Source organism: Pseudomonas sp. Leaf127, assembly GCF_001423155.1.
Lineage (GTDB): Bacteria > Pseudomonadota > Gammaproteobacteria > Pseudomonadales > Pseudomonadaceae > Aquipseudomonas > Aquipseudomonas ovata.
In genome coordinates, this window is sequence record NZ_LMOA01000025.1 from 179,136 (window position 1) to 198,040 (window position 18,905).

Annotated in this window: 17 protein-coding genes; 13 read left to right on the forward strand and 4 right to left on the reverse strand. The window is 63.2% G+C overall.

All coding sequences use genetic code 11. The features are described 5' to 3' along the window. The first annotated feature begins 221 nt into the window (after positions 1 to 221). The 6 genes from murJ to ispH all read left to right on the forward strand — a co-directional run bounded on the left by murJ (position 222) and on the right by ispH (position 7,955). Positions 222 to 1,763 carry a murein biosynthesis integral membrane protein MurJ gene (gene murJ, locus ASF84_RS26920; protein ID WP_056841949.1) on the forward strand — a complete coding sequence of 514 codons (1,542 nt, stop codon included), beginning with the start codon at positions 222 to 224 and terminating at the stop codon, positions 1,761 to 1,763. 192 nt (positions 1,764 to 1,955) lie between these two features. Further along, the gene (ribF, locus tag ASF84_RS26925) at positions 1,956 to 2,906 is read left to right on the forward strand and encodes a bifunctional riboflavin kinase/FAD synthetase (protein ID WP_056841950.1); all 951 of its coding nucleotides are present in this window, start codon (positions 1,956 to 1,958) and stop codon (positions 2,904 to 2,906) included. Beyond that, positions 2,903 to 5,734, forward strand: a complete 2,832-nt coding sequence (ileS, locus tag ASF84_RS26930; RefSeq protein ID WP_056841951.1) for an isoleucine--tRNA ligase — start codon at positions 2,903 to 2,905, stop codon at positions 5,732 to 5,734. Before ribF ends, ileS begins: the two co-directional genes overlap by 4 nt. Next, complete coding sequence (gene lspA / locus ASF84_RS26935) at positions 5,727 to 6,254, forward strand: signal peptidase II (protein WP_056841952.1); 528 nt, start codon at positions 5,727 to 5,729, stop codon at positions 6,252 to 6,254. The genes ileS and lspA overlap by 8 nt, the downstream gene beginning before the upstream one ends. Next, positions 6,247 to 6,705 (forward strand): FKBP-type peptidyl-prolyl cis-trans isomerase, encoded by a 459-nt coding sequence (locus ASF84_RS26940; RefSeq protein WP_056841953.1) that lies wholly within the window; start codon positions 6,247 to 6,249, stop codon positions 6,703 to 6,705. The genes lspA and ASF84_RS26940 overlap by 8 nt, the downstream gene beginning before the upstream one ends. Before the next feature lie 302 nt (positions 6,706 to 7,007). Next, the gene (ispH, locus tag ASF84_RS26945) at positions 7,008 to 7,955 is read left to right on the forward strand and encodes a 4-hydroxy-3-methylbut-2-enyl diphosphate reductase (protein WP_056841954.1); all 948 of its coding nucleotides are present in this window, start codon (positions 7,008 to 7,010) and stop codon (positions 7,953 to 7,955) included. A 15-nt stretch (positions 7,956 to 7,970) separates the two neighbouring features. Here the strand turns inward: ispH and ASF84_RS26950 are convergent, their stop codons facing one another. Next, entirely contained in the window at positions 7,971 to 8,465 is a 495-nt protein-coding gene (locus ASF84_RS26950) for a GspH/FimT family pseudopilin (protein ID WP_056841955.1), read from the reverse strand. Positions 8,466 to 8,584: 119 nt separating this feature from the next. Between ASF84_RS26950 and ASF84_RS26955 the strand changes: the two genes are divergently transcribed. The 7 genes from ASF84_RS26955 to thiO are packed head-to-tail and all read left to right on the forward strand — an operon-like array spanning position 8,585 to position 15,441. Beyond that, positions 8,585 to 9,058 carry a GspH/FimT family pseudopilin gene (locus ASF84_RS26955; RefSeq protein ID WP_056841956.1) on the forward strand — a complete coding sequence of 158 codons (474 nt, stop codon included), beginning with the start codon at positions 8,585 to 8,587 and terminating at the stop codon, positions 9,056 to 9,058. Then, entirely contained in the window at positions 9,055 to 9,570 is a 516-nt protein-coding gene (gene pilV / locus ASF84_RS26960) for a type IV pilus modification protein PilV (protein WP_056841957.1), read from the forward strand. The genes ASF84_RS26955 and pilV overlap by 4 nt, the downstream gene beginning before the upstream one ends. Further along, complete coding sequence (locus ASF84_RS26965; RefSeq protein ID WP_056841958.1) at positions 9,567 to 10,223, forward strand: PilW family protein; 657 nt, start codon at positions 9,567 to 9,569, stop codon at positions 10,221 to 10,223. The genes pilV and ASF84_RS26965 overlap by 4 nt, the downstream gene beginning before the upstream one ends. A gap of 14 nt (positions 10,224 to 10,237) precedes the next feature. Then, positions 10,238 to 10,741, forward strand: coding sequence for a pilus assembly PilX family protein (locus ASF84_RS26970; protein ID WP_056841959.1), 504 nt, complete (start codon positions 10,238 to 10,240; stop codon positions 10,739 to 10,741). Next, complete coding sequence (locus ASF84_RS26975) at positions 10,728 to 13,904, forward strand: pilus assembly protein (RefSeq protein ID WP_056841960.1); 3,177 nt, start codon at positions 10,728 to 10,730, stop codon at positions 13,902 to 13,904. Before ASF84_RS26970 ends, ASF84_RS26975 begins: the two co-directional genes overlap by 14 nt. Before the next feature lie 12 nt (positions 13,905 to 13,916). Further along, positions 13,917 to 14,318 (forward strand): type IV pilin protein, encoded by a 402-nt coding sequence (locus tag ASF84_RS26980; RefSeq protein WP_056841961.1) that lies wholly within the window; start codon positions 13,917 to 13,919, stop codon positions 14,316 to 14,318. Between the two features lie 25 nt (positions 14,319 to 14,343). Beyond that, positions 14,344 to 15,441 (forward strand): glycine oxidase ThiO, encoded by a 1,098-nt coding sequence (gene thiO / locus ASF84_RS26985; protein ID WP_056841962.1) that lies wholly within the window; start codon positions 14,344 to 14,346, stop codon positions 15,439 to 15,441. 290 nt (positions 15,442 to 15,731) lie between these two features. On the opposite strand, the gene ASF84_RS26990 is transcribed toward thiO, so the two are convergent. The 3 genes from ASF84_RS26990 to ASF84_RS27000 are packed head-to-tail and all read right to left on the reverse strand — an operon-like array spanning position 15,732 to position 18,893. Beyond that, on the reverse strand, positions 15,732 to 17,072 hold the full coding sequence (locus ASF84_RS26990; protein WP_056841963.1) for a sigma-54-dependent transcriptional regulator: 1,341 nt from the start codon (positions 17,070 to 17,072) through the stop codon (positions 15,732 to 15,734). A 2-nt stretch (positions 17,073 to 17,074) separates the two neighbouring features. Beyond that, positions 17,075 to 18,667: a two-component system sensor histidine kinase NtrB gene (locus ASF84_RS26995; protein ID WP_056841964.1), complete on the reverse strand. Its 1,593-nt coding sequence runs from the start codon at positions 18,665 to 18,667 to the stop codon at positions 17,075 to 17,077. Further along, positions 18,657 to 18,893 (reverse strand): PP0621 family protein, encoded by a 237-nt coding sequence (locus ASF84_RS27000; protein WP_056841965.1) that lies wholly within the window; start codon positions 18,891 to 18,893, stop codon positions 18,657 to 18,659. Before ASF84_RS27000 ends, ASF84_RS26995 begins: the two co-directional genes overlap by 11 nt. Positions 18,894 to 18,905 lie beyond the last annotated feature (12 nt).

Sequence of the window (18,905 nt, forward strand, 5' to 3'; positions counted from 1 at the left end):
AAGACTTTATGAATTAGCTTACAAACAAGGCCGCGAATCATGCCGATGAGTGGAAGTGTTGTCAAGGGGAGATGCCAGGTTCCGCTGAGCGGTCGTGGCATAACGCCGGTGCTTCACTTCCCCGGTGCGACCTGTAAACTCGCGCACTTTGGCTTCGGGCCCGTTTGGGGCGCGGAGTATTGCATGCATGAGTCGTTAGGTCGAGGCGCGTAACTTTTTCAATGAACCTGCTCAAGTCACTGGCTGCTGTCAGCTCCATCACCATGGTGTCCCGAATCCTGGGCTTCGTGCGCGATACCATCATCGCCCGGGCCTTTGGCGCCGGCATGGCGACCGACGCCTTCTTCATCGCCTTCAAGCTGCCCAACCTGCTGCGGCGCATCTTTGCCGAGGGGGCGTTCTCCCAGGCATTCGTGCCGATCCTGGCCGAGTACAAGCAACAGCAGGGCGAGGAAGCGACCCGTACCTTCGTGGCCTATGTCTCGGGCTTGCTGACCCTGGCCCTGGCGCTGATCACCCTGCTGGGCGTGGTCTTTGCGCCCTGGATCATCTGGGCCACGGCGCCGGGCTTTGCCGATACCCCGGAAAAATTCGCGCTGACCAGCGACCTGCTGCGGGTGACCTTTCCTTATATATTGCTGATTTCCCTGTCGTCGCTGGCCGGTGCGATCCTCAATACCTGGAACCGCTTTGCCGTGCCAGCCTTTGTGCCGACGTTGCTCAACGTCAGCATGATCGGCTTCTCGCTGTTCCTGATTCCGTACTTCGACCCGCCCATCATGGCGCTGGGCTGGGCGGTGCTGGTCGGCGGGCTGCTGCAACTGCTTTACCAGCTGCCGCACCTGAAAAAGATCGGCATGCTGGTGCTGCCGCGCCTGAACCTGCGCGATTCGGGCGTATGGCGGGTGATGCGGCAGATGCTGCCGGCCATTCTCGGTGTGTCGGTCAGCCAGATTTCGCTGATCATCAACACCATCTTCGCCTCGTTTCTGGTAGCCGGCTCGGTGTCGTGGATGTACTACGCCGACCGCCTGATGGAGCTGCCGTCCGGCGTGCTGGGCGTGGCACTGGGCACCATCCTGCTGCCAACCCTGGCCAGGACCTACGCCGACAAGGACCGCCACGAGTACTCGCGCATCCTCGACTGGGGCCTGCGCCTGTGTTTTGTGCTGGTCCTGCCGTGCACCCTGGCGCTGGGCCTGCTGGCCGAGCCGTTGACCGTGTCGCTGTTCCAGTACGGCCGGTTCGACGCCCATGATGCGGCCATGACCCAGCAGGCGCTGGTGGCCTATTCGGTCGGCTTGCTGGGCCTGATCCTGATCAAGGTGCTGGCGCCGGGCTTCTATGCCCAGCAGAACATCCGCACGCCGGTGAAGATCGCAGTCTTCACCCTGGTCGTCACGCAATTGCTCAACCTGGCTTTTATCGGGCCGTTGCAGCATGCGGGCCTAGCCCTGGCGATCAGTGTCGGGGCGATCATCAACGCCGGCCTGCTGTTCTGGCAGTTGCGCCGCCAGGACCTGTTCCAGCCGCAGCCGGGCTGGGCGAAGTTCCTGTTCAAGCTGTGCCTGGCCGCCGGAGTGATGTCGGCCGGGCTGCTGGGCCTGATGCATTTCATGCCGGCCTGGGATCAGGGCGGTATGCTGGAGCGCTTTGTACGCCTGGGCGGGCTGGTGGTGGCCGGGGTGGTGATTTACTTTGCCATGCTGCTGTTGCTGGGCTTTCGCCTCAAGGATTTCGCCCGCAAGGCGATCGGCCTGTAGGAGCGCGCTTGCCGGAATGCCGGACCACCGCGACCGAGTGCGTTAGCGCTCGCAAAAATTGTATAGACGCTGAAAATTTACGACTGCTAACGCAGCCGGTCGCGGGCAAGCGCGCTCCTACTGATCGTCATTACCTGTCGTCCGTGCGTTTGTCTGGGTATAATCGGCCACTTTATGAGCAAGAAGCGCGTTATGCAGCTGGTTAGAGGCCTCCACAATCTGCGCCCCCAGCACCGGGGCTGCGTCGCCACGATTGGCAACTTCGACGGGGTTCACCGCGGCCACCAGGCCATCCTGGCGCGTCTGCGTGAGCGGGCGGTCGAACTGGGCGTGCCCAGCTGCGTGGTGATCTTCGAGCCGCAGCCGCGTGAATTCTTCGCCCCCGAGACAGCGCCTGCGCGTCTGGCACGCCTGCGCGACAAGATCGAGCTGCTGCGCGCCGAGGGCGTCGACCGGGTACTGTGCCTGTCGTTCAACCAGCGCCTGAGCCGGCTTGATGCCGCCGCCTTCGTCGACACCATCCTGATCGACGGCCTGGGCGTAAAGCACCTTGAGGTCGGCGACGATTTCCGCTTCGGCTACGACCGCAAGGGCGATTTCGACTTTCTGCAACAGGTCGGTGCTGCCCACGGTTTTACCGTCGAGGCGGCGCAGACCGTCGAGATAGACGGCGTGCGCGTCAGCAGTACCAAGGTGCGCAAGGCCCTGGCGGCCTCGGACTTCGTCCTGGCCGAGCGCTTGCTCGGTCGCCCGTTCGCGATTGCCGGGCGGGTTTTGCATGGCCAGAAGCTGGCCCGCCAACTGGGGACCCCCACCGCCAATGTGCAGCTCAAGCGCCGCCGCGTGCCCTTGAGCGGGGTCTATCTGGTCAGCACACACATTGATGGCCAGACATGGGCGGGGGTAGCCAATATCGGCGTGCGCCCGACCGTGGCCGGTGATGGTAGCGCCCACCTCGAGGTGCACCTTCTGGATTTTGCCGGTGATCTCTATGGCCGGCGTTTGACGGTGGTCTTCCACCACAAGCTGCGCGATGAGCAGCGTTTCGCCTCGCTCGAGGCGCTCAAGACGGCGATCAATGCGGACGTCGCCGCCGCCCGTGCCCACTGGCATGGCCAACCGCTAACCAAGAGCCTGAAATGACCGACTACAAAGCCACGCTTAATCTTCCGGACACCGCCTTCCCGATGAAGGCCGGCCTGCCCCAGCGCGAGCCGCAGACCCTGCAGCGCTGGGACAGCATTGGCCTGTACCAGAAGCTGCGTGAAATTGGCAAGGACCGTCCCAAGTTCGTCCTGCACGACGGCCCGCCCTATGCCAATGGCAAGATTCACATCGGTCACGCACTGAACAAGATCCTCAAGGACATGATCGTGCGCTCCAAGACCCTGGCCGGCTTCGACGCCCCGTACGTGCCGGGCTGGGATTGCCACGGCCTGCCGATCGAGCACAAGGTCGAAGTCACCCACGGCAAGAACCTGTCCGCCGACAAGACCCGCGAGCTGTGCCGTGCCTACGCTGCCGAGCAGATCGAGGGCCAGAAGGCCGAGTTCATCCGCCTGGGCGTGCTGGGCGACTGGGACAACCCGTACCTGACCATGAACTTTGCCAACGAGGCCGGTGAAGTCCGTGCCCTGGCCGAGATGGTCAAGGGCGGTTTCGTGTTCAAGGGTCTCAAGCCGGTCAACTGGTGCTTCGATTGCGGTTCGGCCCTGGCCGAAGCAGAAGTCGAATACCAGGACAAGAAATCCTCGACCATCGACGTGGCCTTCCCGGTTGCCGATGACGCGAAGCTGGCCGCCGCCTTTGGCCTGGCCGCGCTGCCCAAGCCGGCCGCCATCGTGATCTGGACCACCACCCCGTGGACCATCCCGGCCAACCAGGCACTGAACGTGCACCCCGAGTTCACCTACGCACTGGTCGATGTCGGTGACCGCTTGCTGATCCTGGCCGAAGAGCTGGTCGCCTCGTGCCTGGCGCGCTACACGCTCGAAGGTTCGGTGATTGCCACCGCCACCGGCAAGGCGCTGGAGCTGATCAACTTCCGTCACCCGTTCTACGACCGCCTGTCGCCGCTGTACGTGGCCGACTACGTCGAGCTGGGGGCCGGCACCGGTGTTGTCCACAGCGCCCCGGCCTATGGCCTGGACGACTTCAACATCTGCAAGCAGTACGGCATGAGCAACGATGACATCCTCAGCCCCGTGCAGAGCAACGGCGTGTACGTCGAGTCGCTGGAGTTCTTTGGCGGCCAGTTCATCTTCAAGGCCAACCAGAACATCATCGACAAGCTGGCCGAAGTGGGCAGCCTGCTGCACACCGAAACCATCAGTCACAGCTACATGCACTGCTGGCGCCACAAGTCGCCCTTGATCTACCGCGCCACCGCGCAGTGGTTCGTCGGCATGGACAAGCCGCCGGCCGCCGGCGACACCCTGCGCAACCGTGCCCTCAAGGCAATCGAAGAGACCAGATTCGTGCCGGCCTGGGGCCAGGCACGCCTGCATTCGATGATCGCCAACCGCCCGGACTGGTGCATCTCGCGCCAGCGCAACTGGGGCGTGCCGATCCCGTTCTTCCTGCACAAGGAAAGCGGCGAGCTGCACCCACGCACCGTCGAGCTGATGGAAGAAGTCGCCCAGCGCATTGAAAAAGCAGGCATCGAGGCCTGGTTCAAGCTGGATGCGGCCGAACTGCTCGGTGACGAAGCGGCCCAGTACGACAAGATCAGCGACACCCTGGACGTCTGGTTCGACTCCGGCACCACGCACTGGCACGTCTTGCGCGGCTCGCACGACATCGGCCACGACAGCGGCCCGCGTGCCGACCTGTACCTGGAAGGCTCCGACCAGCACCGCGGCTGGTTCCACTCCTCGTTGCTGACCGGTTGCGCCATCGACAACCATGCCCCTTACCGCGAACTGCTGACCCACGGCTTCACCGTCGATGAAAAGGGTCACAAGATGTCGAAGTCGCTGGGTAACACCATCGAGCCACAGAAGGTCAACGACACGCTGGGCGCCGACATCATGCGCCTGTGGGTCTCGGCCACCGACTACTCCGGCGAAATGGCGGTCTCCGACCAGATCCTGCAGCGCAGCGCCGACGCCTACCGGCGGATCCGCAATACCGCCCGCTTCCTGCTGTCGAACCTGACCGGTTTCAACCCGGCCACCGACCTGCTGCCGGCCGAAGAAATGCTGGCGCTGGACCGCTGGGCCGTGGACCGCACCCTGCTGCTGCAGCGCGAGCTGGAAGAGCACTACAGCGAATACCGTTTCTGGAACGTCTACTCGAAGATCCACAACTTCTGCGTGCAGGAGCTGGGCGGCTTCTACCTGGACATCATCAAGGACCGCCAGTACACCACCGGTGCCAACAGCACCGCACGGCGTTCCTGCCAGACCGCGCTGTTCCACATCAGCGAGGCGCTGGTGCGCTGGATCGCGCCGATCCTGGCGTTCACCGCCGACGAGCTGTGGCAGTTCCTGCCGGGTGAGCGCAACGAATCGGTGATGCTCAACACCTGGTACCAGGGCCTGAGCGAACTGCCGGAAGGCTTCGAGCTGGACCGTGCCTACTGGGAGCGGGTCATGGCGGTGAAGACGGCCGTGAACAAGGAAATGGAAAACCTGCGCGCGGCCAAGGCCATTGGCGGCAACCTGCAGGCCGAAGTGACCCTGTATGCCGAAGACGCGCTGGTCGCCGACCTGAACAAGCTGGGCAACGAGCTGCGTTTCGTGCTGATCACCTCCACGGCCACTGTGGCGCCGCTGCTGTCGGCCCCGGCCGATGCGGTGGTCACCGAGGTGGCGGGCCTGAAGCTCAAGGTGGTCAAGTCGGCCCACGCCAAGTGCGCCCGTTGCTGGCATCATCGCGAAGACGTGGGCAGCCATGCCGACCATCCGCTGATCTGCAACCGCTGTGCGGACAACATCAGCGGCGCCGGCGAGGTGCGTCACTATGCGTGATGACAGCCTGTCGGCACCCGGTGGCCGTTTCGGCCGCCTGGGCTGGTTGTGGTTGACGCTGCTGGTCCTGGTCATTGACCAGGCCAGCAAGTACTACTTCGAGCACTCGCTGAACCTGTACCAGCAGATCATCGTCATTCCGGACTACTTCAGCTGGACCCTGGCCTACAACACCGGCGCCGCCTTCAGCTTCCTGGCGGACGGCGCCGGCTGGCAGCGCTGGCTGTTCGCCCTGATCGCCATCGTGGTCAGTGGCGTGCTGGTGGTCTGGCTCAAGCGCCTGGGGCGTGACGACACCTGGCTGGCGATTGCGCTGGCCCTGGTGCTGGGCGGGGCACTTGGCAACCTGTACGACCGCGTCGTGCTGGGCCATGTGATCGATTTCATCCTGGTGCACTGGCAGAACCGCTGGTACTTCCCGGCGTTCAACGTGGCCGACAGCGCCATCAGCGTCGGCGCGGTGATGCTGGCGCTGGACATGTTCAAGAGCAAGAAAACCGGAGAGGCCGTTCATGACTGAATATTCGGCAAGCGAACAGCGCATTGGCCAGAACACTCAGGTCACCCTGCACTTTGCCCTGCGCCTGGAAAACGGCGACACCGTAGACAGCACCTTCGACAAGTCGCCGGCGACCTTCAAGGTCGGCGACGGCAACCTGTTGCCGGGCTTTGAGATGGCGATCTTCGGCTTCAAGGCCGGCGATCACCGCAGCGTGCAGATCCTGCCGGAAAACGCCTTTGGTCAGCCCAACCCGCAAAACGTGCAGATCATGCCACGCTCGCAGTTCGAGGGCATGGAGCTGTCCGAGGGCCTGTTGGTGATCTTCAACGATGCCGCGAACACCGAATTGCCCGGTGTGGTCAAAGCGTTCGACGATCAACAGGTGACCATCGACTTCAACCACCCGCTGGCCGGCAAGACGCTGGAATTCGAAGTGCAAATCTTCGACGTGACGGCATTGAACGCCTGACCCGCCGCTGGCCTGACGTAGGAGCGCGCTCTGCCCGCGACCGGCTGCGTTAGCAGTCGTAAATTTGCGGCGTTTCGCAGATTTCAGGCCGTAAATTTGCGGCGTTTCGCAGATGCCAGGCCGTAAATTTGCGGCGTTTCGCAGATTCCAAGCCGTAAATTTGCGGCGTTTCGCAGATTCCAGGCCGTAAATTTGCGGCGTTTCATCAATTTTGCGAGCGCTGCGCACTCGGTCGCGGTGGTCCGGCATTCCGGCAAGCGCGCTCCTACACCGGTGATCAGCCCCACAATACGAGGCACAGCATGCACATCAAACTCGCCAACCCCCGCGGCTTCTGCGCCGGTGTGGACCGTGCGATCGAAATCGTCAATCGTGCCCTGGAAGTGTTCGGCCCGCCGATTTACGTGCGTCATGAAGTGGTCCACAACAAATTCGTCGTCGAAGACCTGCGCTCGCGTGGCGCGATCTTCGTCGAGGAGCTTGATCAGGTGCCGGACGACGTCATCGTCATCTTCAGTGCCCACGGCGTCTCCCAGGCGGTGCGCAACGAGGCGGCCGGGCGCGGCCTGAAAGTCTTCGACGCCACCTGTCCGCTGGTGACCAAGGTGCACATCGAGGTGGCCAAGTACAGCCGCGACGGGCGCGAATGCATCCTGATCGGCCACGAAGGCCACCCGGAAGTCGAAGGCACCATGGGCCAGTACGACGCCAGCAATGGCGGCTCGATCTACCTGGTCGAGGACGAAGAGGACGTTGCCAACCTGCAGGTGCGCGACCCCGAGCGCCTGGCCTTCGTGACCCAGACCACGCTGTCGATGGACGACACCAGCCGCGTCATCGACGCGCTGCGCACGCGCTTTCCGGCCATTGGCGGACCGCGCAAGGACGACATCTGCTACGCCACGCAAAACCGCCAGGATGCGGTCAAGCAACTGGCCGACGACTGCGAAGTGGTGCTGGTGGTGGGCAGCCCCAACAGCTCCAACTCCAATCGCCTGCGTGAACTGGCCGAGCGCATGGCCACGCCGGCCTACCTCATCGACGGCGCCCAGGACCTGCAACGCAGCTGGTTCGACGGCGTGACCCGCATCGGCATCACCGCCGGCGCCTCGGCTCCCGAAGTGCTGGTGCGTGGCGTGATCGAGCAGTTGCATGCCTGGGGCGCGACCGGCGCCGAAGAGCTGATTGGTCGCCCGGAAAACGTCACCTTCTCGATGCCCAAGGAACTGCGCGTCAAGTCGCTGACCTGAGGTGCGCCTGAGGCGTCAAACGCAGTAGGCCTGACTGGCCTGCTGCTCGATGACCCGCACCTGCCCGGTCACGGCCACCACCACCTGGTAGTGGCTGGCCGGGCGGTCGTTCAGGCACACGAACAAGGTGCCGTTGCCCGCCCCGAGCAGGCCGCCCAACCCACCGAAACTGAGCTTTTGCGCAACCTTGCTGTTGCCGACGATGCGCACCTTGCCGTCGAGCATGCGCTCGACCAGCAACGCGTCGTTCGGGGCGATGCCCTTTTGTTCGACGACGATGCGCCAGCCCTGGCTCCAGTCCTCATCGATTGCCTGGATACTGACCGCCTGGTGGCGGGTAATGGCCGCGACCCTGGCCGAGCGGATGCCGCTGGCCAGCTCCCGCGCCGCCGCCAGGCGCTGCTGGGCCTGTAGCATCTGGCTCAGCTGCGGTACAGCCGCCTGGGTCAGGATCGCCACCATGGCCATGCCGACCATCAGCTCTACCAGCGTAAAACCGCGCTCTTTCATCAGTTCTCCCTCCCTGGAAGTACATTTCCTACACTCGTCATGGCCAAAGGACCGTATATCCCTCTAGAGTGGTCCCATGTTGCAGCGGCTTTATAGTCGTTACGTCAAGGAGACACCCAATGCGCGATGCAACCAAGGGGTTCAGCCTCGTCGAACTGTTAATCACTGTGTCGATCGTGGGCATACTGGCCGCCGTTGCCATGCCCAGTTTTACCCAGACAATGCAGGGCAACCGGGCTGATACCGAGGTGGGTGACCTGCAACATGCGCTTAACTATGCGCGGTTGGAAGCGATCAACCGCGGGGTGACCATGCGTATTGCACCTGTCACGGCAGGCGACTGGACTTCAGGGTTGCTGGTCATTCGCGCTAGCGATGCGTCAGTCACCAGCCCCACGGTCTTGCGCAAGGTAGAGGCCATGTCTGGCGGTGCCACGCTGGGCACCGGCAATGTGGCGGCCCTCGAATTCAATAATCTGGGTGGCCTGTCGACGCCTGGCGCCAACGTGACCATGACCTACACGCGCGGCACGATCACCAAGACGCTGGGGATTTGCCTGACTGGACGAATCTTGAATGGAAGCTGCCCATGAATCGCACCCCCCGATGTACCCAGGCCGGCATGACGCTGATCGAGGTGCTGGTCTCGCTGCTGGTCCTGGCCATCGGCCTGCTGGGGGCGGCGGCCATCCAGATCAATGCCCTGAAATACACCGACAGCTCGACCATGGCCAGCCAGGCCAGCTTCATCGCCTATGACATGCTCGACCGCATACGTGCCAATGTGGATGGCAATGCCACTGAAAATGGGTCGGCCAATGTGCTGGCGACCTATGCCCTGGCCAGCCTGAGCGCTGCCCCCACGTCCGGCACCAGTGTGCGCGACCAGGACCTGATGGATTTCAAGAGAAATATCGAGGCCTTTGCCGGCACCACCGCCGGGGCCAACAGCAGGATCTTGATCGACAGACCGGTGGTGACCATTACCATTGTCTGGGACGAAACCCGCGCTGACAGTGCCGCCGCGCTTGCCGCCGGGCAGGCACCGGCCACCACTAATCAGGGCTCCTTTGTGCTCAGTTCACGGGTCGGGGTCAACCCATGAGGCGGACCAGCCAGGGCTTCGGCCTGGTCGAAATCATGGTCGCGCTGGTACTGGGGCTGGTGGTCAGCCTGGGCGTCATCCAGATATTCACCTCGTCGCGGGCCACCTTCCTGAGCCAGAACGCCGCCGCGCGCATGCAGGAAGATGCCCGCTTCGTGCTGAGCAAGATGATTCAGGAATTGCGCATGACCGAGATGTATGGCTGCCTGTATTTTGCCCGTCCGGCAGAACTGAATGAATCAATACTGTGGAATAACACCACCAAGACCCTGACGCTGATCACCGCCGATATTGGTACTGCCGGCACCGCGCCCACTTGGACGATCCTGTCGGATTGCCAGACCGGTGCCCAGCTCTACTCAGGCGCACGCGCACCTGCAGCCGGGCAGACGGCCTTCCCGTTGCGTCAACTGGTGTACAGCTACAGCAACCGCACTTTGTCCCTCAATGGGCAGCCCTTGCTGCAGAACGTCGAGGCATTCGACGTATTTTTCGGCGTTACCGGCAATCCGATGAGCTATACCAATGTCATCACCGCAGCTAACGCCTCGAAGATCCGCAGTGTGCGCCTCAGCCTTGTGCTGAGGGACCCCGAGGGCCGCGCCGAGGATCAGCCCTATTCCGTAGTCGCGTACCTGCGCAATCGTTTTTGAAGAGGCCGGATGCAATGAAGAATTTGCCGTTGCGTACCGCGCCCACCTTTGCCGCCTGCCAGCGCGGCATGGTGCTGCTGGTCAGCCTGGTGTTTCTGCTGCTGTTGACGATGCTGGGCATCTCCTCGATGCAGAACGCCACGTTGCAGGAAAAAATGGCCGGCAGTGTCGGCCAGCGTAATAAATCTTTTCAGGCCGCCGAAGCGGTCTTGCGCCGGGGCGAGTCGACCATTGTCAGTGGCTTCAACCTGGCCCAATGCACCGGGACCGTTGCGTGTGCACCGCCTGCCGAATCGACCAGCGTGACAGGGCCAGGCGTCAATGCCACGTCGGGAGTGAACTGGATCAGAGTCGATGAGGGGCTGTACGGCATTCAGAAGCTGGGCACCACGAACACGCCGATCAAACGGCCGGCCACGTGTCCTGGCTCGGGGGTGGTCACGATGTACCGGGTGACGGCGGTGGCCATCAATGGAAACTCGCGCACGGTCCTGGAGAGCATCTATGCCAATTGCTAGGGCGCTGCGCCATGGCTTGAAACTCGGTTGCGGTGCACTGCTGGCCTTGTACCTGGCGGCGCCGGCCTACGCATTCAACCCCTCGCAGGTGCCGCTGCTCAGCTCGTCTGCCGTCACGCCCAACGTCATGCTGCAAGTGGATAACTCCGGCAGTATGGACACTATCCTGACCGCGCCGGGGTATAACCCTGCGACCAACTGGGGGCCGGTCTCCAAGGCCAATTACAACTGCTTTCTGTTCCTGTGCAGTTATTCGGCCGAGCCGATCAGCAATGGCACGGCCGACTATGTATTTCTCGCCAGCCTGAGCCGGGGCAACTGCAACAACGGCTCGTATGCCTTCTATCGCAACGCCTCATTGCTGAATTCGACTGTCGTCTGCGTGGCGCTGGCCGACCCGGCCGGTTCCGGCGACACCCGCTACCCGATCAACTACCTGGCTTACCTGATGGCCGAGCTCAATGCCGGACGCAGTGTCTCGGGCATCCCGACCCAGAGCCGCCTGACCACGGCCATCTCCGTGGCGCTGAACCTGGTGCAGAACAACCGCGCCCTGCGCATCGGGCTGGCCGGCTACAATCCACCCATCAGCGGTGATCCAGGCCCGGGCGGCAAGATCATCCAGCCGATTGCCGACCTGTCGCCAATGGCCGCCACGACCTACCAGAGCGCCATCAGCCAGCAGACGGCCGATGCCAACTACACCAGCCTGCGCACGGCCATCTCCGGCATCAAGGCCGAGGCCAACACACCACTGGCCGAGACCTACTACCAGGTGACCCGCTACATGCGCGGCCTGGCGCCATCGCCGGCCTACACCGGCTCGCCAACGACCTTCACCAGCCCGATCCAGTACCGCTGCCAGAAAAACTACGGCGTGGTGATCACCGACGGCCTGCCCACCTATGACCGCACCTTTCCCACCAATGACCCGGACGACCCAAGCCGCTTGCTGCCCAATTGGGACGGGAGGCTTAACGATGGTCCCAATCTTGGGGGGGACGGGGAGGGTGACACCCTGTACCTCGATGACATCGCCAAGTTCGCCTACGACATCGACATGCGCAAGAACTCGCGCACCCCTGCCGGCGACCTGACCGGCAAGAGCTGGGACACCGCGGGTTTTCCGACGCAGAACATGAACACCTATGCCATCGGCTTTACCCTGGATAACCAGATGCTGATCGATGCGGCCGACAGCGATCATGGCCGTGGCCTGTACTTTCAGGCCAATGACAGTGCCGGGCTGAATACGGCGCTGAACCTGGCACTGAGTGATATCTATGCCAAGGCCAGCTCCGGTGGCGGTGGTGCCGCCAACACCTCGACCCTGCAAGGCGACAGCCGCTTTTACCAGACGCTGTATGACCCGGTTGACTGGCGCGGCACTGTCCGCGCCTTCAACCTCAATCCCAGCACCGGTGCCGTCGGCAGCGTCGCCTGGACGACGGACACGACCATTACCAGCACCACCGCGGCGCCGACCTTCGAGTCCTGGAGCACCGGCGCGACACCGGCCCGTATCAGCCTGGACTACAACAACTTTGCCCCGGCCCAGCAGGCGGTCCTCAACACCAGCCTGCCCACCGGAGTGACCGGCGCGAACCTGATCAACTGGACCAAGGGCACGGCCAATGCCAGCCTGCGCACCCGGACCCGCCTGCTGGGTGACATTATCAACTCACCATTGATTGCGGCCATGGGCAGCGACAAGACCGCCACCGACCTGGTGGGTGATGCGACCTACAACAGTTACCTGAATACCAAGGCCAGCAGCATGACCAGCAGCCTGCTGGTCAACGCCAACGATGGCTTCTTCAATGTGCTTGCCCTCGGCGACGGCACACGTCGTTACGCGTATATGCCGTCCACCGCCTTGTCCTCCTTGTCGACGATCGCGTCGACCAACTATGGCCTGGGCGTGCACAAGTTCACCGTCGACGGCCAGATTGCCGTGTTCGATACCCAGGCCGGTTCCGGTACTGCCTGGCGAACAGTCGCCTTTGGCGGTACCGGTGCAGGCGGCAAGGGTTTTTTCGCCATCAAACTGTTCGAGGGCAGCAGCAACACCATCAGTGCCTTGTGGGAAGTCAAGGCACCCGACGCCGCCGACACCAGCAACCGCTTCAATAACCTGGGCTACACCTATTCCAGGCCCGAAGTGGCGCGCATGGCCGATGGCACCGGCATCATGGTCGTGGGCAATGGCTATGGCAGCTTCACCGGTCGCGCTTCGCTGTACGTGATCAACGCCAACACCGGGGCCTTTATCACTGAAATCCAGACACCGGTCGTGGTCAGTGGCGAAACCGATAACGGCCTGTCGTCGGTCAGGCTGTTGGTCAATGCGCAGAATGTGGTGCAAGCCGCCTACGCCGGCGACCTCAAGGGACGGATGTGGAAATTCGACCTCAGCTCGGCCGCCGCCAGCAGCTGGCGCCTGGCCTTCAATGGGCTGCCGCTGTTCACCGCGCCGCGCGGCGATGCCCAGCCGATCACGGTTCAGCCGTTGATGCTCGACCACCCGCAGAACGGCAAGATTATCTATTTCGGCACCGGCAAGTTCAGCGAGACTGCCGACAAGCAAACCACCGCCCAGCAAGCGTTCTATGCCATCTGGGATGCCAGCGCGGGCACGGGCAACATTGTCGAGGGCAATCTGCAGGTGCAGAACATCAGCGGTTCGGTCACCGGCAGCAATGCAACCTACTTCACCTCCACCACCAATACGGTGGACTGGACGTCGCGCAAGGGCTGGTACATGCCACTGGCCACCGCCGCGCCTTATCTGGGCGAACGGATCATTTACCCGGCGCAGAATACGCGGGGCCGGATCATTTTCACCACCGCGGCGGTCAACTCGACCGACCCTTGTGAGAGCACCGGCACCGGCCGCCTGTTCGAGCTGGATGCGGCCAATGGGGCGATGCTCAGTTATCCGGTGCTCGACACCAATGGCGATGAACGCTTGAACGGCCTGGACGGACTGGTGGCCGGCAAGGGGTTTGGTGGCGGTATTCCGGTACTGGCGGCTTACATTGCCGGCAGTGGTGGCGTCAATGACAACCGCTACGTGATTGTCGGTACGAATACCGAGAGGCTGATCGAGCCGCCAGGGCCTGCCAATACCTATCAACGCATCATGTGGCGACAGATCCAATAGCCAGGAGCACGCATGCCTATCAAAAACCGTGGTTTTACCTTGATCGAACTCATGATTGTGGTGGCGATTGTCGGTATTCTGGCCGCCATCGCCTACCCGAGCTACACCGAATACGTGAAGCGCACGCACCGGGCGGCAATTGCCAGCCTGCTGAGTGAGCAGGCGCAGGTGCTGGAGCGCTGGTATTCGAGAAACGGGGCCTACAACACCCCGGCGCCGGGGCCGTCCATTTCAGGGGGGAATGATCAGTACGGCATTGTCGCGGTGCTCAATGCCCAGGATTTCAGCCTGGCCGCCACCGGCAAGGGTGTAATGCTGAACGACAAGTGCGGTGTGTTTACCCTGACCAACACCGGCGCCCGCACCAACCCTGGGGCCACCGGCATGACGCCCAAGGAATGCTGGAGCCGCTGATTTTTCGATTCGACCTGAGACCAAGATGCCCGAGCAACCCATAGTGATCATCGGCGGCGGCGTGATCGGCCTGCTGACTGCCTGGAACCTGGCCCGCGAAGGGCAATCTGTCATGCTGCTGGAGCGTACCGAGCTGGGGCGCGAGTCGTCCTGGGCCGGGGGCGGTATCGTTTCGCCGCTGTACCCGTGGCGCTACAGCGCGGCGGTTACCGCGCTGGCGCACTGGTCGCAGGATTTTTATCCACAGCTGGGCGAGCGCCTGCATGCGCAGACCGGGCTGGACCCGGAAGTGCACACCACCGGCCTGTACTGGCTCGACCTGGACGATGAAGAGCAGGCGCTGGCCTGGGCGGTGCGTGAGCAGCGGCCGCTGAGCCGGGTCGATGTGTCGGCGGTGCACGACGCAGTGCCGGCGTTGGGCCCTGGCTACACGCGGGCCATCTACATGAACGATGTGGCCAACGTGCGTAATCCGCGGCTGGTCAAATCCCTCAAGGCTGCCTTGCAGGCCATGCCGGGCGTGGAGATTCGCGAGCAGTGCCAGGTCACCGGGCTGGTGCACGCACACGGCAAGGTCCTGGGCGTGGCCACGGCCCAAGGGGTTATCCACAGCGAGCGGGTGGTGCTGGCCGCCGGGGCCTGGAGCGGCGAGTTGCTCAAGCCCTTGGGGGTCGAGCTGCCGGTGGCGCCGGTCAAGGGCCAGATGATCCTGTTCAAGTGCGCGGCGGACTTTTTGCCGAGCATGGTGCTGGCCAAGGGGCGTTACGCGATCCCGCGCCGTGACGGGCATATTCTGGTGGGCAGCACGCTGGAATACGAAGGCTTCGACAAGACCCCGACCGAGGTGGCACAGGCCAGCCTCAGAGCCTCGGCCATCGACCTGCTGCCGGCGCTGGCCGACGCGGACATCGTCGGCCACTGGGCCGGACTGCGGCCGGGTTCGCCAGAGGGCATTCCGTTTATCGGCGAGCTGCCGGGCTTCGCCGGGCTGTGGCTCAACTGCGGGCATTTCCGCAACGGCCTGGTGCTGGCGCCGGCGTCGTGCCAGTTGCTGAGTGACCTGCTGCTGGGGCGTACGCCGATCATCGACCCGGCACCGTACGCGCCGGCCGGCCGCGTATAGGCGCCTGGCACCGCTCTCATCAAACATAAAATAACTTATTGATTTTATTGACTATAAAATTCACACCTGTAGGAGCGCGCTTGCCCGCGACCGGCTGCGTTAGCAGTCGTAAATTTGTGGCGTTTCGTAGATTCCTGATGGGTTAACAGTCGTAAATTTGTGGCGTTTCGCCGATTTTGCGAGCGCTTCGCACTCGGTCGCGGGCAGAGCGCGCTCCTACAGCGGTGAATTTAATATCAGTAAGTTATTTTTTGATGAGGGCGCAGTGCCCTTGAGCGAGCCGATTGGCATCAATCCAGCCCCAGCTTCTTGAGGCGGTAACGCATCGAACGGAATGACAGGCTCAGGCGCTGGGCGGCGGCGGTGCGGTTCCAGCGGGTTTCTTCCAGGGCCTGGAGGATCAGCTTGCGCTCGATGCTCTCCAGGTAGTCTTCCAGGTTGTCGATGCTTGCCAGGCTGTGCGCGTCACCTTCCTGGGCGGTGGCGCTGTCGGCCAGGCGCAGGTCGGAGGCCAGGATCTGGTCGTTTTCGCACAGGGTATAGGCCCGTTCGAGCATGTTCTCCAGCTCGCGCACATTGCCCGGAAAGCGGTAGTTTTTCAGGGTTTCCTGGGCCTGCGGGTGCAGCCTGGCCAGTGGCTGGCTGTAGTGGCTGGCCAGGCGCTGCAAGACGCTGGTGGCCAGGGTCTCGATGTCTTCGCGGCGCTCGCGCAGCGGCGGGACGCGCAGTTCGATGACATTGAGCCGGTAGTACAAATCCTGGCGAAAGCGCCCGGCACCGACTTCAAGGTTCAGGTCCTTGTGGGTCGCACACAGGATGCGCACGTCCACCACCTGCTCCTGCTGGCCGCCGATGCTGCGCACGGACTTTTCCTGGATGGCACGCAGCAGCTTGACCTGCATGCCCAGCGGCAGGTCGGCCACTTCATCGAGAAACAGCGTACCGCCATTGGCCGCCTGGAACAGGCCGGGCTTGTCTTCATGGGCGCCGGTAAAGCTGCCCTTGCGATGGCCGAAGAATTCGCTCTCCATCAATTCCGACGGAATCGCGCCACAGTTGACCGGCACGAACGGCTTGTCGATGCGCGGGCCCTGCTCGTGGATCAGGCGAGCCACCAGTTCCTTGCCGCTGCCCGATTCGCCGCTGATGTAGATCGGCGCCTGGCTGCGCGCCAGCTTGTCGATCTGCTTGCGCAAGGCGCGCATGGGCGGCGAGTCGCCCAGCAGGCGGCTGTCGATACTGCGCTCCGGCGGCGCGCTGCCCGGCAGGCGCAGCGCGGCACTGACCAGCTCGCGCAGGCGGGTCAGGTCCACCGGCTTGGTCAGGAAGTCGAAGGCCCCGGCCTTGAGCGCGCCAATGGCCAGGTCGAGGTTGCCGTGGGCGGTGATCATCGCCACCGGCACCTGCGGGTAATACTGCTGGATATGCTGCACCAGCTCCAGGCCATTGCCGTCGGGCAGGCGCATGTCGGTCAGGCACAGGTCGAACGGTTCGCGCTTGAGCCAGTCCCGGGCCTCGTTGACGCAGCGGGCGCTGCGGGTGTCGAGTTTCATTCGGCCCAGGGTGATTTCCAGCAGCTCGCCAATGGCCGGCTCATCGTCAACGATCAGGATCTTTTGCCGTGGGGTCATGCTCAACTCAACTTGAACGGGTGGGCGAAGGTAATGCGCAGGCAACTGCCGCCACCCTGGCGCACGGAATAGTCCAGGTGTGCCTGGTTGCTTTCGCACAGCTCGCGCGACAGGTACAGGCCAAGCCCGGTGCCTTTGCTTTGCGTGGTGAAAAAGGGCTCGAAAACCTTGCCCAGGTGCTGCTCGGCCACACCGTTGCCGTCGTCCAGCACTTCCAGGGTCGGCAGGTCGCTGACGGGGTGGTGATACAGGCGCAGCCAGACCTGTGATTGCGCGTGCACCTGGCCGCTGTGGCGCAGACCGTTGTCCACCAGGTTGCTGACGATCTGCTGCAGTTGGCCGGCGTCCATGCGCGTGGTCAAAAGGCCGCTGCCGATGTCGCTGTGCAGAGACTGATGAGGGGCGGCGCGGTCATGCCATTCGGCAATGAAGTCCGTCAGCCAGTTGGCCAGGTCCAGCAATTGGGTTTCCGACTCGCGTCGGCGTGACAGTTGCAGCACGTTTTCAATCACGCCATTGATGCGTCGCGACTGGTCATGAATGATCTGCCCCAGGCGGCGGTCGGCGTTGCTCAGTTCTTCGGACTCGTTGAGCAGTTGCACCGCATGGCTGACCGCGCCCAGCGGGTTGCGGATCTCGTGGGCGATGCCGGCGGTCAGGCGTCCCAGGGCAGCGAGCTTGAGCTGCTGGGCCTGGTGCGCGATCTGCGAGAGGTCTTCGAGAAACACCAGGGTCTGGCGCTGGTCGCTGCGGTTGAGGGTGGCGAAACTGGCTTGCAGCACGGGACCGGCCGGTGAGGTCTGGAAACTGTCCGGGGTACGGACCGGGTTCATGCGCCAGTGGCGCAAGCGTTCGACCAGCGGCGGGCAATAGTCGTCGATCATCTGGCCGAGCAAGTGTTCATGGCCCAGCAGGGTCAAGGCGCTCTGGTTGACCAGTAACACCCGGCGGTTGGCGTCGAGCACCACGATGCCGGTGCGCATGCGTTGCAGGATCAGGCCGTTGAGTTCTTCGAGGTTATCCACATCGGCGGCGCGTTGTTCGGCCAGCCCCTCGCTGACCTGCAGGCGTGCGGTCAGGGCCTGCATCAGCAGGGCGGCGGCAAAGCACAGCGCACCCAGGCTGCCGGCCTGGACATAATCGTTGGAGGTCTTGCTGTTGGTGAGGCTCAGGTAGAAGGTCAGGTAGATGATGCCGATCGCCGACATGGCGGCAATCAGCAGGCCGATGCGCCCGCGCAGCAGGATATTGCTGATCGCGACCGAGGCGATCAGCAGGTTGCCGATGCTGCTGGCCGGCCCGCCACCGGCATAGAACAGCCCCGAGAGCAGCACCACGTCGCTCACCGCCAGGCTGAACATCTGCGCCTTGTGCCGCGGACGTTCCAGCAGCACGATCACCAGGATGTTGAACACCAGGTAGATCCAGCATCCGGCCCGGAACAGGTCCGGGTTGGCCATTTGCAGCAGCTCGGTGTCCAGGTCGGTGGACACCAGCAGCACCAGCATGATGCCGATGGTCAGGCGGTACAGGTGGTAGAGCCGCAGGATCCGTTGCGCAAGCGGGCTGGCGAGCGAAAGTGGCTCAGTGTTCACGCGAGGCGGGGCCCTGGAGCCGGTGTGCCTCGCTGCAAAACCATTGCTGTTCCTGGCTCAAGGCACGGTCGCGAGGAAGGTGAACGCCACAGTGGGCGCAACGCACCATGGGCGCCGGCACCGGTTCTGCCGGGGGCTCGGGCTTGCGGCGCGGCGGGTTGAGCAGGCGCTTGATGAACCAGACGGCCGCCGCAATCAGGACGACCCACAGGAGGAGGCGAATCATGGTTTACCGCTT